At 43.9% G+C, this 18,165-nt stretch carries 11 protein-coding genes; all 11 read right to left on the bottom strand.

What is annotated here, in order from left to right:
* On the bottom strand, window positions 1-181 hold a 181-nt coding region (locus tag IAQ59_RS19135), incomplete at its 3' end, for a hypothetical protein (RefSeq protein WP_209332463.1).
* A gap of 337 nt (window positions 182-518) precedes the next feature.
* On the bottom strand, window positions 519-923 hold the full coding sequence (gene bfi1, locus IAQ59_RS19140; protein ID WP_483414096.1) for a Bfi1 family immunity protein: 405 nt from the start codon (window positions 921-923) through the stop codon (window positions 519-521).
* Between the two features lie 8 nt (window positions 924-931).
* Window positions 932-5,218: a DUF6443 domain-containing protein gene (locus tag IAQ59_RS19145; RefSeq protein ID WP_209332465.1), complete on the bottom strand. Its 4,287-nt coding sequence runs from the start codon at window positions 5,216-5,218 to the stop codon at window positions 932-934.
* Between the two features lie 128 nt (window positions 5,219-5,346).
* Window positions 5,347-8,610 (bottom strand): hypothetical protein, encoded by a 3,264-nt coding sequence (locus IAQ59_RS19150; RefSeq protein ID WP_209332466.1) that lies wholly within the window; start codon window positions 8,608-8,610, stop codon window positions 5,347-5,349.
* Between the two features lie 38 nt (window positions 8,611-8,648).
* Window positions 8,649-9,959, bottom strand: a complete 1,311-nt coding sequence (locus IAQ59_RS19155) for a hypothetical protein (RefSeq protein WP_209332467.1) — start codon at window positions 9,957-9,959, stop codon at window positions 8,649-8,651.
* Window positions 9,960-10,159: 200 nt separating this feature from the next.
* Window positions 10,160-11,053, bottom strand: coding sequence for a hypothetical protein (locus IAQ59_RS19160; protein ID WP_209332468.1), 894 nt, complete (start codon window positions 11,051-11,053; stop codon window positions 10,160-10,162).
* A gap of 1,242 nt (window positions 11,054-12,295) precedes the next feature.
* Window positions 12,296-13,762 (bottom strand): Gfo/Idh/MocA family protein, encoded by a 1,467-nt coding sequence (locus IAQ59_RS19165; protein ID WP_209332469.1) that lies wholly within the window; start codon window positions 13,760-13,762, stop codon window positions 12,296-12,298.
* A gap of 266 nt (window positions 13,763-14,028) precedes the next feature.
* On the bottom strand, window positions 14,029-15,174 hold the full coding sequence (locus IAQ59_RS19170; protein ID WP_209332470.1) for a M14 family metallopeptidase: 1,146 nt from the start codon (window positions 15,172-15,174) through the stop codon (window positions 14,029-14,031).
* Between the two features lie 102 nt (window positions 15,175-15,276).
* Window positions 15,277-15,567: a DUF1330 domain-containing protein gene (locus tag IAQ59_RS19175; protein ID WP_209332471.1), complete on the bottom strand. Its 291-nt coding sequence runs from the start codon at window positions 15,565-15,567 to the stop codon at window positions 15,277-15,279.
* Window positions 15,568-15,591: 24 nt separating this feature from the next.
* Window positions 15,592-17,184, bottom strand: coding sequence for an alkaline phosphatase family protein (locus IAQ59_RS19180; RefSeq protein WP_209332472.1), 1,593 nt, complete (start codon window positions 17,182-17,184; stop codon window positions 15,592-15,594).
* A 10-nt stretch (window positions 17,185-17,194) separates the two neighbouring features.
* Entirely contained in the window at window positions 17,195-17,983 is a 789-nt protein-coding gene (locus tag IAQ59_RS19185) for a glycerophosphodiester phosphodiesterase (RefSeq protein ID WP_209332473.1), read from the bottom strand.
* Between the last annotated feature and the right edge of the window lie 182 nt (window positions 17,984-18,165).

The raw sequence follows: 18,165 nt of genomic DNA on the forward strand, positions 1-18,165 counted from the left end.
AGAGCTGCGTGGTTTCATTTAGACTCACCCCGTTGTAAAGGTAATCCTGTTGCGGTGTACCCAAGTCGGTATAGGCATTAAAGCTTCCCCCAAAAGGATAATAATCATCCTTCTGTACGATATCCGTACCTGTAAGGTGTACGCTGAAATCATCCTTAATCTGAGACTCACTTTCATTCATCTCGCTTATCCAAACATAATTCGTCTAGCGAACCTTTTCTTCTTTCCGTTCAATACCGTTTTGTTACCAAAACAGCACCGAGAGGCGGTTTGCAACCTCCACTTAATCAGCGATTGCGGTAGACCTACTATCCTCTTTTATACAACATGTCTTTGATTCACATCAACGACTTCACGACACACCTACACCCAATAAGGGAAAAAAATATGGTCTTTAAAATGATTGATACTTTCCTTATTAAGAAAAAAATTAAAGATTTCTTTGCTAAAAATATAGCAGCTCTGTAAAGCAGAGAATCCACCGTGTAGGTGGGTTTTCTGCTTAGCTTATTTTCACATCATTGTGAAAAAATCCAATCGCCATTCTTAAACAATCCTGCTAATAGCATCAAACCAAAGCTAATTCCGTAATATAAAATGATTACAAAAATTGGGTGAATACCTTTACCCAATTTTATTTCTCTGTCCTCATACTCCTTTATAATATTCTTATAGCGACCATTAAGGAGAAAATACATCAAAATCAAAAGTACCAATACCAATGCGAAAGGATATTTATATTCCTTCTTAAAAGAAATATCACTAACCCCGAAGCCCTCTAAGACTAATGAAACCGTGAAGATATTAAACATTATACATGCAACTACGAAAATAATCCCGCCTAAGACAGGCATGTCATCAAAGTTTTTTGACTGGACAGCTAATTGATAACTTTTGTAAAACAAATAATTATATACTCTCATAAATATTTTTATCGCATTCGATTTTCAACATAATTATAAAACTGGTCTCCCCAAACATAATCAGCCACGCCTATCCCTGCGGCTACTCCCCATCCTACAACTGGAATAAAAGCAGCACCTGCTGCTACACCAAGAACTGCGGCACGTGTACCAGCACTGTAGTATCTACCACCATCTATATCTCCATATACTTGATAACCTGTAGCTAGTACACCTGCAACACCAAGTACTTTTCCACCCACACGAGCATAGTTTAGAACTCTTGATGTCGTATTTATATTGGCTATAGGGGTTCTTACGGTAATTTCTTTATTCATTCCATAAATTTCGCCTCTTGGCATATAGGCTCCCCGATTATCCAAAATCCCTTTTGCTCCTCCTCCAATCGGATCTCCAATCGTACCAGCCAAACCAACAATGTCAGCCAAACTATGACCACCCCCACCACTTTGCGCTCCAACGCTATAAAATGTTGACATTACTCCCGGTGTAGTGGTTTTGAACAACTTATTATTCATAAGTACATAGTCTCGGATATCCATCGGTGAATCCACCCAATAGCCTAGCCTACCATTTCTCTCTTCATATGGATCCCCCCGCTTTCCATCTCCATCTATATTGTAAAATTTACCTCCATATTCAATTGCTCCACTAGCCAACGCGTCTTTATACATTTGGCTCCCTCCCCACATCGACCAATCTGAATTCCCAATCCCATCTGACCAGTGATTCCCCGAACCCGGGCCGGTAAATCCGCCAGCCTTTGGCATAAGGTCAAAGGGATTCTGGGAGTAGTTTGATGCATAGGTATTCCCCGTACCCCACATTCCTGCATCATCCCCCATCAATCCCATCGGGTCACTGTAGCGCACCGGATTGTTAAACCCAAAATGGTAGGGACTTAGGCCCGGCACCATGGCGGTCAAAGGGTCTATATGATTGAACCTGCCCAGATACGGATCGTAGGTCCTGAAGGCCGTTTCATAAAGCTGCGTGGTTTTGTTTAGCCTTACCCCGTTGTACAGGTAATCCTGTTGCGGTGTACTCAGGTCGGTATAGGCATTAAAGCTTCCCCCAAAAGGATAATAATCATCCTTCTGCACGATATCCGTACCGGTAAGGTTTACGCTGAAATCATCGAAGAATACTTCCACGGGATCTCCATTTTCATTGGAGACGTAAATATACACATATCCGGGTTCTGTTACAGTCATCGGGCCGACATTTAGGTATTGGTGGCTGATATCCGATCCATCTTCGGCGGCTTCCTTACTGATTTGTTTGAAGCTGGAATTTATCAGCTTGTACTCCCTGTCAAAAACCAGCATATTCAAATAGGCTTTGGGGGCTTCCGAAGCATCCGAGCCGCGATCGATCAACCCGGCAAAGGGCATAGCCGTAGCGGTTGCCGTTTTTGCACCGTCCACGATTACTGAAGACACATTGTCTGACAGATCCTGGACAAGTTGGGCAAAGGCAGTACCCGGTTTACCCTTGGTAGTTGGATCCAGATACTTGGCCCAAACTTCGGCATCGACCACGTCTCCGGGATTTACGGCCAGTGATTTTCCAAGCCCATATACTTCATTCGGGGTACCGTTTAACCGCATTGAATACGACTTGCTGTTTCCCGCATCCGTATGGTCAAAAATATCCGCATTTATCCGGGTTACTTCTTCATACCTGCTAAAGTATACGCTTTCATAGTCCTTGGTCTCAACGTCATTTTCAAAAGTAGCGGTGTATCGGTCAGCCGAAGCCTGCTCGGTCTTAAACGTCACACGCACATTTCCCAGATGATCCTTTAAGTGGTATTGGTACTGGAAGCCGTCAAAGTTTCCCGTCTCAGTTCGTTTCGCTACCACCCGTCCCTCATTGTGCTGCATGAACTGCAGTTTATTGTTTTCATAGACGAAACCTGCCACAAAATCGGAGATTGTCGTCGTTCCGCTTTCTACAACTTTCTGAGATTGTTTGGCACCAGAGGCATCGTAGGTGTATTCAATATATTTGGAAGCGTTATAGGTTACTTTCTTCGGCAGGTTCAATTCGTTATACTCGATGGAGGTAATTCCCTTGTTCCGGTCTTCCTTCATATTACCGTTATCATCGTAGGTATATTCCACCGTTTGGTTGGTCCCGTCGTTGAATCCTGCTGTCTTTCCCGAACTGTCAGAGACTTTGCTGAGTTGGTTTCCCGAGGCATACGTATAGCTTAGGTTGTCGATAGTTACGTTAACGTTGTCGTTCTCATCCGTTCCTTTTCGCTGTAGTGTTAGAATATTGCCATTCAGATCATAACCGATCAAGGGAACGTCAAACGACATCGTACTTGCTCCACCATTGCTGTAATCGGCGGCTTTCAGCCTGTCCATCTCATCGTATTCATAATCATAGCGGTTAACCATGGCTTCGTAAGGATTCTTCCAAGCGGTGGCCCCAATATTGCCGTTATGTACTTTGTGGCCCGTGGGCGCGTTATTGTATTCCAAATCCATCTCGAATAGCTTATCAGTGGCATCGGAAAGATTGTTGATCTTACTTAGCCAGCCTCTAATATTATAGGCGTAATTGATATCCTCGTAGCTATCGGCCAAATCTTTGTTTATCAACTCACCCAATTCATTGTAGGTATTGCTCACAAGAGTTACGGAAGGATCTCCATTGATACTATGGTTCATGGTGAGCAGCCGACCTACATGGTCGTACGTGTATTCCTGGGTTACATTGGTTGAGGCAATATCCGCTGCCGGATTGGCATGGCCCAAATGGCTCTTTCTTACCCTACCGGCAAAATCATACTGGATGGAGATGATATCTTCCCCATTCTTATAATTGACTACTTTTGACTGGATCAACCGATAGCGGTTATCATAGAAATTTACCGTTTCGATGTAATCAGCCGTGGCTCCCAGGACCTTCACTTTAGTGCCCGTCGCTTTTCCTCTGACAGTTGCGAATACAGCGGGAATTATCTTTCCGTCCGCACTGCTGTTTAACTGCGCAGGAAGACTAAAGGATTTTGTTGTAAATTTATAGTTGTCAAAATAGGTTACGGAAAGGATCTCCGCCTCGGTAATGCCGGTAGGATAGGCAAGGTCGGAATATTTGCTCACTCCGCTTCCGGTGTAGGATTCGAAAAGTACCGTTGAATTTTCCACGGCACTTCTAACGGTGGCTAATGACCCGGAAATTACCTTTTCACCTACAATAACCGGGCGGTTCAATTGATCATACTTGACAAACGTCCATTTGTTAGACAGTCGTTGATTCCCATCCTGGGTCAACACGACACGGTCCAGTTTATCATACACTAAATACATTGGCTTAGCTCCGGGAACTATCTTTTCGGTTAAACGCTGTCGGTCATCATACTTGTATTGAAAGGCCCATTGGTCCAAGAAGCTTTGAACTGGCATAATCCCGTGAGGCTTTATATGAACACCGTTTCCCAGGGTGGTGCTTGGGGAAATTGTTACCGATCCGGTCGGAAGATAGGCAATCTTGCCCCCCGAGATGCCGGAAATGGACGAATAGTTTTGATCGTCTTTCACTAAATGATACCCTACAGGCATTATCAGATCTGCGTTATCATATTCATCTGACGCCTCCGGAGGAAGTACATAAATCAGGTTGCCATATTTGTCATATACCTGATACGTGTTTGCCCAGTTACTATTGGGTGCCTGCACTCTTTTTAAAAGTACTCTGCCTTGTTTATCCTTGAATTCGATTACCTGATGGTTCTCTTCATCCGTTGAGATGAATTTATACAATTCATTCGCAGCATAAAACTGTTTGGATATCAATTGACCATCGAGAATCTCCCAGTGGATTACTTTATCGATGTCTGCATTAAGCTGGTAGTCCATAGTTACCGGCTTTCCACCGCCACCACTAGTTTTGGACCAGGGACTGCCGGGTGCATAGCTGGTAGTTATCCGATTTAATGGAGACCCATCGTATTCGTTTTCGCCAAACGCAAAGTTTCCTGCATTCCCTCCGAAAAGGTTATTGTAAAAAGTAACCTGCTCGGACCCTGCGGTAGCCCGGAATGCGGCTGTTCCCGTTGTTCCAGTCCCGTAAGGGAGATAACTGTATTTCACCCTACCATGCTCATCATATTGTATATGCTGGACGAAATCCTTCTTGCTTTGGGTTGATTGAAATCCGACTTGCTGGATAGGCCTACCAAGACCATCAAAGTAAGTCACTTGGGTATTAACGTTGCTTACTGATTGTCCGGTCAATTGCGACTTTGTTTTCAAATCCTTAACCAAAACCGTTTTTTCCATTATATAATTTTTGGTTGTGGTAGGTGTCTGTCCGTTCGCAGAAAAAATAGACACCATCAATCCAATAACCAAACAAATGCTGATGCAGTAGTTGTGCATTGTCTTCATCTTTTTTTTGATCAAAAAGTTTACTGATAGTTATAATCGTAGGCCTTCAAAATATTCCCTTCAGTATCCTTGACTAGGGAAATCCTCCCAATTTCATCGTATTCATAGTACATCACCATTCCATTCGGATCTGTTTCCGAAGAAATTCCTGTCAATAGCTTATAGGTATAGGAGGTCATTTGGGCATCGGCTGGATGAAGACGGAGTTCGTCTATGTAAATCCCGCTTCCGGAGATGCTGACGGAGTTTCCGGTAATGGTTGCTTCTACCAATTGCCATTCTGTGGTGAGGCTGACAGTTTTGCCTATTACAGTCCAATTTCCTGATCCTGATGCCCTTCGGGCCCAGAGGGAAACAACAAATGGATTGCTGCTACTTCCTCCAAAACCACTTTTACTAACAGCACCGCTGCTAAGGTTATAATACTTGGTTCCTGTCTTTGAAATGGCTGAGGTGACGGGGGAACCCGAGTAAGTCCAGCCTCCTTTCTCGCCTGTTTCAAAGCTGGTAAAGGAAACCTCTGAAGTAATTGCATTGGATATTCTGGCAATTGGCAAACTGTTTTTGTATCCCCATATATTGGTAACGGTTGTACCGTTTTCCTGCGACATTGATGTCGGGTTTCCAATGCCATCATAGGTGTGGTACCTCAGTTTATTCACTAGTACGCCATTTGATTTGGAAGATTTAATTATTTCCGGCAAATACAATCCATTGCTCCAAAGTTTGTAGTTAGTTCTGTTAATTGACAGGAGCTCTCCCTCTTTCCAAATCTCCACTTGAATGGGCTCGGCAATTCGGTGTTGATCGTTGCGTTTGAGCTTGCCGACTGCATTATATTCCGCCGTCGTTAATACCCCGCCCTGCAATATAGATGCACTCGTGACATCATCGGGATAAAAAACTTTAACTTCATTTTGAATTCCGTCACTACCTGTCGAAATGGTTTTTGTGACAAATAAATGGTTTGGATTGTCGTATTCAAAATCAGTTTCGACCACCATTTCATGACTGGTCCCAGCCAAGTAAGAAATTATCTTCTCGGTTTTATGGGTCAATTTGTACGCTCGACTAATGTATTTGAACTGACTTTGATCAATAAACCAGGGGTCACCTAAATAACAGCTTCCGTATTGAAGTGGAACTTTTTGACGTTCAAAGAGTACAATTCCATCAAAACTGGAATTATGCTTAATTTCGTATTCCAATTCAGTCTTTCTGATGGGATCAAAATTGCTTCCATTTTTTTTGTATATCGTTTCCGAAGTTAACTGAAAATCACTCCAAACGGGGTTTAATGTTCCATAGCTACTCGTGTTAATAAATTCATTATCTACTAACGATAGGGCCAACATCCTGAATTCATATTTTGACCTAAGTGACTCAGCACTATTCGTACCCGTATATTTATTCACTTCGGTATATACCAAGGGCATTCCGTTATAACTGACGGTAGAGTAGGCATCCACTCCATAGTATTTTCGCTGCCAGCATGAAATCCACTGAAAGCAATCAGATGGGTTTCCTGCTTCTATGGTATAATCATCAAAGTTCTGAAAAAACTGATTTTCATTGAAAATCCTGACTCCGACACCATTTTCACCTACACCGTATTTATATTCTTCAAGACCTGCAAGCTGGCCTGTACTTGCGTAACTGGCAATCTTCTTTATCCTCAAACCAGCACCAAATGCTGTACTTGGAGTTCCACTTAGATTTGACGTATAGGCATGGGATTCATATTGAAAGGTTGTAAACCCTTTTGTGGGATAAGTGATCTTTTTCAAAATACAAGTTTGGACTTTAGTCGTATCTACAGATCGGTTTGTACTAGTTAGACCCACTGACCATGATTGGGACGGGAATTCATTTGAAGGAGTTACGGCTGTTCCTATCACATGGATGGAAGGGCTTGAAATTTGTCCCGCAGTAACAGTCTGACGTGGGATTAAACTATTATTGTTGACTCCGTTGAAGAATCCCCAATAGTCCATTGAAAAGCTGCCTTTTCTTGGGATCGGAATATTATTATTGTATTCAAAAGTATAGGCTTTCTCAAGACCTGAAGTTCCAACTGCTATTTCTTTAAATCCCGTAAGTTTGAGTCGTTTTGTATCGGTGTCAGGAAATCCACCTGCATGGAAATTTGCAGCAAAGTAATCGTAAGCAAATACAAATTTCTTTACCGCATTTTCATTTGAATCTTTAATTACAATATCAATAAGTTTCTTGGCACCTGATCGGTCCACCCGGCTGGTACTATAGGTAAACACTATCTCACTATTTCTAGAGGTAATTTTCTTAATATATCTTTCTTGTTGACTAACTATCGATGTGGTAGATGCTTCCTGTGGGCTAATGATGACCGATCCTGCACTTCCACTGGAAAAATCAGGCGCCCGTCCTATTACTTGCGAATATTCTTTCTGACTCTTAACAGAGGTAGCATTCTCATATTCAAAATAAACTGTGTCCTGCTTTGTGTTAGAAATAATTTTAGTCAAATACCAATCTTTTACGTAATTGTGGGTTATGTAAGAGGACTGATTATCAATCAGTATATTGTTGACATCTTGAAAAAGGTAGAGGGTTCCGCTTTCATTTACGATTTCAAAGCCCGAACCATTCCTAGTGATTTTTATCGGTTCATATGGAAAGGTCTTGAATGTTCTGTCTGGAGCAAAAGCAAATTGACCTGACTTGCCGGCGATGCTATAATTAAACATGTCCGCTCTTATGTCTGAAAGTCCGGCTCCATTTGCCATAGCCTGCAACTTTCCCCAATCGGTTTGGCGTTGGGATCCAGTAGCGGAATACAAAGCCATCAGGTTACTGATACTCAAAGGAAGTGTATTAAAATTCCCATTGACAGACTCATCAGGAATTCCCATAACAGTTCGATGGATAAACATAACTCCGTTAATAGCCCACCCTAGCCCTACTTCAGTTGATTCCTGACTGACTTTAATCCCTCCTGCATGATAAGACAAGCTAAATGGGATCGAAATTTCTGCGGCATTAACCTCAAATAGTGGAAAGCCTATATCCGGAATCCCAGTACTTTTAGAAACAGGAAATGACCCGTATCTCCCGAGTTCAGCGATACTTGGTGAAGGCGCAATAGACTGAGGCAATTGTGTTTGGGCATAGGTTTCAAAAAACAGCACCGCTGCTATTGTCATTAATATGCCAGATCTTCGAATATTGATTTGAAAAGTTTGCCTTAGAAGATACATTTTATTACGATTAGTTGTTTCTAGCTTTATTAAATCACAATTGATCATTCAGATCTTTGTTTTAAATTGGTTAGGATCGATAGGTTCTACTTATTGGTTTCTGAAAAACTAAAACCAACCCGAAAAACCCAAGGACTATTGTAAAGTGGATTATTTTGGCTATTGAAATTATACAAAACCTGAGCTTGTCCTTGCAATCTTCCACTCATGACAAATCTTCTTTCTAAACCAGCCAAGAGACTGTTATACCAGAGGCTTTCTCTAAGTTCTCCGGTTTTATTCATCGTACTTTTCAGACTTTCAAATTCACCATGTACATATAAATTGTTGGTTAACTTTCTCTCAATATATCCCCGAAAGCCCAAAACCATGGGTTTATTAATCGTCAAGAAAGGATCGTCTCTATTTCCAAAAAACCTATAAGTGCCCCCAAGACCTACCTCCGACGTGCTATTTAATCTATATCCCAGTTCAGGGTTAAAATCAATTTTCGTTTGTCCGACGACATGTAACTGAAAATTGCTACCATAGACTATACGCCTCTTAATTGGCTTCCCCTTAAGACTGTTACTTTTTTTGGCCGACGAGAGGTCATGGGAATCTGCTACGTCACTGAACTTTTTTTTCAATTCCGCCACTTCATCGGTTGCAATTTTTAAAATCTCCTGTTTTTCTTTAAAATGGTCTATTGCCTGCACCCGAGATAGATTGGACATTCCGTCTTTAACGGCTCCATTTTTCAGATATCGGTTCGCTTGCTGAAAATCTAACAACTCCTTACTCTGAAAACCACGGGGTAGGGGGGGGATTTCGTCATTTACCAAATCCCTAGTGATTTCTTCCCAACTGTTTTCGTACTCTACTGTAAGTTCTTTTTTCCTGCGAGAGACCAAGAACCGGATTTCATTCCTCCCTAGCGTATCTAAAGACCCCAAGCTATCTCTGTAAATCCTAAGGGTACTTCTATAAGAACTTAATTCGCGTTTAAGACCTAGATACCTTAAGAAATATTCACGTGAATTGCAGTCATTTTTTACATAGGAAACAGTACGTTTTTTTGTCTCAAATTGGGTGAGATTCCAACCGGCAATTTCCCTAAGGCTGTAAAGCGAATCAGTATACACAAAATATTCCTGCTGTGATCGAACCAATTGCCTCAGCGAGTCTTTGGAAAACCCACGGTCTAAATCCCCTAAGGACTCTGAATTAACACTGTCCTTTATTCGCCTAAATTCTTTTTTTCTATCGTTGATGTACTGCCTATATTCCTTTTGGATATGATTGTATTTGCGAATTGACTCACCTACCTTATTTTTCGTACTAACCAGTCTTTTGTCAAATAGCTTGGTGTCATAGTGCTGCGCTTGACAATAAAAAAAAGTGCAAAGAAACAACATTAAAGAAACATTTAGTTTCATTGTGGTTTTACTTACCATCAGCGTATATAATTATTACTCTCAGAACATGACTCTTCATACTAATTAAATTTCCTATTTTAAGAAATATTGAAATATTTATATATTGTATAATTTTAGTTGGATCAGTAGTAGATACCTCCCTAATTACCGTAGAAATGTTAGCTTCACGGGATACGATGCTATCGGTTGTTTTCAACACGTTCCAATCTCTCAATCAGCATGTCCATTTTTTGGTTCTGAGATATAATATATAGTGTAAGCTCTTCGATCTTCTTGAGCAGCAATACATTTATCTCCCCTAGATTTACCCCGTTTGCCATCACCTCTGCCTCGTTGGGGATATTTGGAAGGTGGCCATTTTCCCGGATGAACCCTTCTACTTCACTTAGGGGCATTAGGTTATAGTCTGATCTGAACACATAGTCCGGCCATCCTGCGGTGGTTATGTTCACTTCTTTGGCCTTAACGGTTCCGTTGACGTTAATTCCACCATCATTAAACATAGCCTGCACGCCATTGTTGGCATATCCAAGGATCAACCAACTTACAGAAGTTCCATTGTTGGAGAATTGTCGAAGAAACTGCCCGCTACCGTTAGAATGAACCTCGGTATAACTGGATGCAGTACCGGTCCATTTTGTGGAGCCAGCTACCTGAAGACGGTGTGTGGGACTGGTCGTACCGATGCCTACGTTCCCGCTTCCCAAAATGGTCATTCGAGTCTGAAAATTTCCTCCAGATTTTCCTGCCTGAAAATAAATATGGCGGTCGGTAGTGGTGGTGGATGTAGGTGAAGCGCGCAGATAAAGGTGCTTTTGATTGGCGCCTTGGTCATCGCTTGTTATATAAACCCCGTTCGCATCGGAGTTTATCTTTAGGTAATTATTCCCATCTGGCCGTTGCAATACCACATCGCCTTTTACATGCAGCGGAACACTCGGGCTTGTCGTTCCTATTCCAACATTTCCCGATGTTGGAAAGGTATTCGTCTGCGCCGATCCAAAGTTTGAACCCAAGGCAATTATCAGACTTAGAAATAGGAATTTCTTAATTGAACGATTTGTTATATACATATTTTTGAAATAATTAGAAATTTACACGTTATTCCAGCCTGTTTCAGTCGGCATTTTTCAACGATATTTTATGTAATTGATTATATCAGTCAATTGGCTTAATTATGAATTAAGCTGAACCATCGTTAATCCACATATTCAACAATCAATAAATGTATTAATTGATACAAATGCGAACCGGTGTTGCCTATCTGCCAAAAAAATGACAAGACAAAACTGTATGAAAAACCTGCTTATTGACGCTAAGCAGATTCACCCTCACTTTCAAAATTAACTGAAAGAAAAACAAATCAACTCTACAGGGGATTTTCTGTCTAAAAGGCCATATTCGATTTAGGGGAAATATTAATGCATAAGCCTTCTTTTGGTTTTACCTATAAAATTAAAGAACAGCTAAGACAAACTACTTCTACTAACCTTCGGGACGCCAACAGGTCTCCACGAATGTATGATGTATGCACGGTCTTACGGGAAAGGATTTTGAATCAAAATTCAGCAGTGAGAGATATCCAATATCTTTGGATGGGGTTAGGATACTACCCAACAAACACATACAAGAAACCATACCCTTGAAAATTAAAAGTGAGTAAAAATTTTCTACATAACTATTGAAGCAGATACGATTTAAAAGGTCATTATCAAAAATAAAATGATGATGCTTCTATACCTTGGCAGCTCCATGATTATTTGTACGAAATATAAATGGAAAAATTTTTAAAACAAATAGTGATAAATTATTTTTTTTACGCTAGGATCTCTAAAATACGAAAAAAAAGACTTCATATTTTTATTAATAACGGTAATTTTAAATTTACATTTAAAAAAAATTAATGAAAGTCAATAAATAATTTATATAATATTATTTTAATTTAAAACGGAATAACCGTTGTTTCGAAAAAGAAAAATGCTGCAGCTGGAGCAGCCCGTTTCCGTCGGGGATAGGACCGATTGAACAGTTACGGTTAAGATTTCTAAGCTTTGGATTGGTACTTTTGAGGATGTGGTGTCCTATCAAAATTAATTTCCGGGAAATTTCTTAATTCAATTGTCATGCTAACATGTTTAAAGTCAATTACATAAAATTTCGACATCCTAGCCTGACAGTTGAATGACACATGATCGCTATCTCTCATTCAAACGGTCTTTGTGACGCTAAAAACCAAAAAACCAGCTCAGAATAAAATCTGGGCTGGTTTTTAACAAACTGGTCGCCTATTTTTTCAGCAGACCCTATTATTGAAATTATACTTTAAATCCTTCTCTGTACGTACGGCCAACGAACTGATTGGCTTCTTCCAGGTTGGTGATCCGCATGTTTTCACCGTCCCAAAGCAACTTCTTACGGGCGAAGAATTCCATTTGGCCTTTGCTGTTTTCTCTCCTGAGCAGGTAGCTGCGGATGGCCAGGTTGCCCATCAATACCGTCTCGGTCATAGGTCCGGCGTAGTCAAAGGAGGAGGTAAGTTCCTTGTGCTCTTTGCTGTTGAACCCGGCCTTGCAGGCATCTACCCACTTGCGCTGGTGCCCATATTCGGGCTCCTCCATTTCCTCCACCTCGGGGCCAAATTCCTGGGTTCCGTCGTTGAGATACAGTTTTGGCATGAGTGGTGAGCTGTCGTTGATATTCGTACTGATGATTCCTTTGTCACCGATAATCAACACCCCATTGGCACTGTTTGCGCCTCCGATGTCGTGGTCGGCAGGGATGATGTCCGGATGTGCCGGGCGTATGCCTCCGTCCATCCAGGTCATCTCAATGGGAGATTTTGATTTTTGGGTAGCATTGAAGTGGAGTGTGATAAAGGAGGTAGCAGGAGCACCTTCCGGATTAAAGTCGGCGTTCCACATGCCCGAATAAACAGCACCCACACTGCATTCTGCATCCGTAGGATACATCAGGCCCAGCGTTCGGAAGGGAATATCGATCAGGTGACAGCCAACGTCGCCCAATGCGCCCGTACCGTAATCCCACCAGCCTCTCCAGTTGAAGGGATGCATGTTTGGCGTGTAAGGCTTGTACTCTGCGGGGCCTAGCCAAAGATTCCAGTCCAGGTCATTCGGCTTTTGGCTGGCGTCCGGCTTGGGCATAGGTCCTCCCTGTGGCCATACGGGGCGGTTGGTCCAGATCTGAACCTTGGATACTTTGCCGATTTTGTCGGAGTCGATCCATCCCTGCACCATGTTCAGCAAGGGGTTGGATCCGCCCTGATTGCCCATTTGGGTTACAATCTTGTTTTTCCGCGCCATTTCGGTCAGCAATCGGGCTTCCCGGATATTGTGGGTCATGGGTTTTTGCACATAGACGTGAACGCCTCTTTCCATGGCATATGCTGCCGCAGGGCCGTGCACGTGGTCGGGCGTAGAAATAGTCACTGCGTCGATGTCTTTTTCCTTGTCCAGCATTTCCCGGTAATCGGCATAGAGCTTTGCTTTTGGAAATGCTTCGACCGAACGTTTGGCAGAACCGGAAAAGTCTACGTCGCAGAGGGCTACCACACGTTCCCTGCCATTGACGGAAGCATTGCGGATATCGCTGGCACCTTTTCCTCCGGCACCGATAGCCGCTAGGTTTAGCTGGTCACTGGGGGCCGTGTACCCAACCCCGCCAAGCACATGTCGAGGGACAATCAAAATGGAGGAAGCGATGGCGGCGTTTTTGATAAAATTGCGCCGGGAGCTTTCCATGGGCTCGTTTTTAGGTTTTTTCATTTGGTTGTATTTTGATTTTTAAAGGTTACTTTTCCCCACGGAATTCCGAAGGGGAAATTGCACTTGATTTGTTACCTACTCGGTGGTAGGAGGGGGGCAGTGCAATTTCTTGTTAATCGACGAGAAAACCGCAATTCTAATAGCTAATGAAAACAATAAACTCTTTTTAACCTAATAAAAAGGGATCGATATTTCCATTTCCTTGCTGAGTGGTATACCCCGGTTGATGGCAATTGGGCCATTGGCAACTTGACAAACGAAAGGGATTACTCCCATAGCAGGCGTTCGGCCATGACATAGCGGAAAATTTCCTCGTAAAGTGTAAGCTGTATGTCCAGAATCTGTTCATAGCTCGTGCCGTCTTCAATCGTGCCGTGCGGGCTTTCGAAGGTGAACGCCATGGTACCAGAAGCATGGTGCAATGCACTAACCAGGTTGAACGAACTGCGCGGAGGAAACTGTTCGTCTTCCGGGGCTACTTTCAACGACCAATTTGAACCCCGGTTAGGAAGTCCCAGAGAAATAAGCCGGTTGTTCAGCTGCCTGGCAAAATCATCGATACGCCTTTTCATAAAATGAGGTGCATGCGCATTTTGGATGACAAACGGGGTACAGGAGCAGGAATGCAGCGATACCGTGATATCCGGCACCTCTTCCAGAGCGATCTTCATAATGGCTTTGGTTTCGTCTGCCATAGGCGCAAAGAACTCATCGTGCATGATATTGATGCCGTCATCATTAAAGTAGGCGCCTAAAATTCCCACATCACCCTGCATGGGGTGCAGCGCTTTGGCGTGGGGCCAACGCCAGAGTGTGCCATCCTTTTTAGTTCCCTGCCCGTACTTGGTCATGGTCTCTTCGGGCAAGCCTACAAAGGTGTCGTAGGGCACTCGTCTCCTTCCGTCGGGATTGCCTGTGGGAAGGATGATCACCCTGCTTTTGTGAAAGAACTCCCCAAGTTCCGGCCAGGCCTTTCCCCGCAGGTCTTTGCCGGTTTCTGCGATCTCAAGCAGGTTAACCAAACCCACTATACCCTCCGCTTCCTGGCCATGCACTGGACCGATGAAGTAAACCACCGGTTTCGTATCCGCTCCCTTCCGGGCATAAAAAGCGGGATTCTGGGCCGCCACTGCGGAGTTATAGTTGGCCTGTCCCTTGAAGCCCTCTTTTTCACCATAATAAACGGCATACACCGGCAATCCACCAGGAGAAGTGGCAATTTGGGCCACCTCGCCCCTTTGGAGTTTGGCGATCGCTTGTTCGATATCCATCAGGGTTCCTCTGTAAAACACCGGGATATCGGGTTGCTTTGGCGGATCCCCAGGCTGTAGCAACAGCTGGGCAATGGCAACCTCGCAATGGATAAAGAGCATAAGGGCGACAGCAAGTAGTTTAAAAACAGGTTGTTGCATGGGTTTATTGGTTGCTTGGTTAATTAATTTGACTGTAATTCAACACCGGAATGGGGTGTGACCTATTTCCCCAAGCCATCGCTTAGTCTGTAGGAGGTAGGCCTATACAAGTCCTTCCACCAGTAGCATGTTGGTATGAGCGGCTTCTTGGCGGATTTTTCGTGCCGCTGTATAGGCTTCGGAATGCCACCAAGCACGTGCCTGATCCGCAGAGGGAAATTCCAGTAAGATGATGCGTTCTGGGTTCCAGTCCCCCTCTAGTGGTTCGGATGCACCTCCGCGGACGACAAACCGACCACCAAAGGGCTCCAAGCTCGACGGGGTTAGGGCTTTGTACGCTTCGTATCTTTCCGGGTCATGGATGCTGACTTCGACAATCACATAGGCTGGCATAGCTGTCGGGTAGGTTAGGTTAGCTTATTTCAAGTATTTTTCGGTCAGAATTTGCTTGGGAATACCGGGCCCTTGGATACTGACATTCAAGTCCTGTCCTCCAAAATCATCAAAGTACCACACTTCCAGTTGATGCGACCCTGCGGACAGAGCGATTTTTCCGCTAACCTCTGTCAATCCATGGGAACCATCGTTGTCGATCAATTTTTCACCATTGATAAAGAGGAAACTTCCATCGTCTGAATTTGCGTAGAAGAGGTACTCTCCATCCTGCGGAAGGTTCAGCGTGGCAGTGAAAACCAAGGCAAACTGATCCTCTCGGTGGCTGATTTCATCCAGACTGATTTCATGACTTTTTCCCGACTTAATCGGCGTCATCGTATCGAGCGCTGGCAGTGCGGTAAAGGTTCCCTCATAGTACTTCCAAGATACCTTGGTGTTTCCAGTGGCCAGTCGGTATTCGGTAGCTTCGATGCGGCTTTTCTGTCCATTGACGATGTTGACTACCTTCAATGCGGCATTGTGCTTTAGTTGGATAGGTGCTTGATAGGGAGTCGAGTTACTATCCGGGTCCGATCCGTCCAGCGTGTAGTAAAGGCTACCATTCGACTGACGGAGAAGTAGGTTAACGGATACTTCAGCAGCATTGATAAAGCCACCCTTGGGTTCTATGTGGGGGATGGCCACAAAGGCTTTTTTACCCGTTACAGGGGTCATTGCCTCGGCCATCACTCGCCCGATGGTGCCGGCGGGTGGTGTTACTCCCAGAAAATAGGCGAGGGTAGGAGCCACGTCGTAGATGTAATAGGGTTCTTCGAGGACCTTTCCGGCTGTTACTCCTTTGCCGTACAGGAGGATGGGGATTTCGAGTTCATAGAGCGTTCTTCCTCCATGCCCAAAGTTGATGCCTCCGTGGTCTCCCGTGATCAGGATGACGGCTTCGTCCATGAGTCCTTCCTTTTCCAGTCTATCGATAAAGGCACCGATTTTTTGATCGTAATAGCTGATCATGTTGTAGTAGCCGTGCGTGTCGTGGCCGTGTTCATGTCCGGCGGCGTCGGTTTCGTCGATGCCCAAAAAAAGAAAATCCGGCCGTTCCGCAAAGAAATGATCGACGGCGGTATCAAAAACCTCCGTGCCGCTTTTTGAGCGAAAGTGCTTGTCGACCACACTCATTTCAAACATCCGAGACAGGCCACTCCATTCATAAAAAAAGTGGATGCGTGACTCAGGTCGTTGTTCTCTCATCCAGGACAATAGGCTGGGATAGACATTTTCCGGACCTGTTCGAATGGGGTCCCAATGCGGGCTGTCCCTTTCCCAGCTGTTGTCATAAATGCCATGTTGTACGGGATCTACCCCGGTCAACATGGAAGTCCAATTGGGCGTGCTTACCGTAGGCAGCACACAACGGGCATAGGGGGCGAGTGCCCCGCCTTTGATCATTTTGTCCATGGCCGGAGTGGCGGCTTTTTGCAGGCCCCGCGAGCTAAAGGCATCTAATCCAATGAGGATCACGTGTTTGGCTTTCGGTGTATTGGATTGACTGTAGCTCGGATAGGTATGGGCCAGTAATCCGATGCCGAAAACCAGCAGGGCGAGGAGGCGTGGGTACATGGTGGGGAGGTTATTGGTTGATGTTGCCGACTAGCGTAAGTAGTAATTCGGGTTCATCCGTGGTGATGAAATCCACCTGCTTTTCCAATAGCCAACGCATATCTTCCTCTTTATTTACTGTCCAAACATTTACAGTCAATCCCAAGTCTTGCGCTTCTTTGATCCAATGTGGATTTTCTTTTACCACCCGCAAATTGTAGTCAAAACCAAAATAGCCTTCAGATTTTAGCTCCTGTGGGGTTTTTTCTCCGGTCAAATAAGCGACGTTGGCGTCGGGATCCAGTCTGATAAGCTCACTGCCGATGTTTTTGTCAAAGGTGATATAGTCCACCCATTTTTCTGCACCCATCTTTCTCACCATCTCTACTACCTTAGCGGCAATCTCTCTGCCCCGTTCATCGCCCATACGTGTGGGCTTTACCTCCATGATCAGTTTCGTTTTGTTTTGTGTCATTCCCTTGCGGAGGTACTCCTCCACGGTAGGTAAGCGCTCTCCGTTTGGAAGACGCAAGGTCTGCACCTCCTCATAGGTTGCTTCTTCGATGACCATCCCTTCGTAATCCGCATCGTGGTTTAGGACCAAGACGCCATCTTTGGTCATCCAGACGTCAAATTCCGAGCCCATGCAGCCGAGGTCAAAAGCTTCTTGGAGGGATGCGATGGAATTTTGAGGTAGGCCTTTTGCCTTCCAAGCCCCTCGGTGGGCGATTACTTTGTTATCAAGGAAGGTGTTTTGTTCGCTTTGGCAGGACATAAGGAGTAAAAGCGTGAAAAGCGTTAATATTGAAGGAAATTTCATGGATGTGAATAGCTTTGTAAAACGTACAATGTTCGGCTTATCTAGTTGTTTTCGCAAAGTAATTATTTTATTTTAATGTTAAGTACTCATCAAGCAATGAAATCAGGGATAAATGTTGCTATCAAAAGAGGAATAAGAAGCCGGGTCAGGGCTATCCATCGTCACGAAAAACCATAAGTTAC

The organism is Lunatimonas salinarum (assembly GCF_017811155.1).
Classification (GTDB): domain Bacteria; phylum Bacteroidota; class Bacteroidia; order Cytophagales; family Cyclobacteriaceae; genus Lunatimonas; species Lunatimonas salinarum.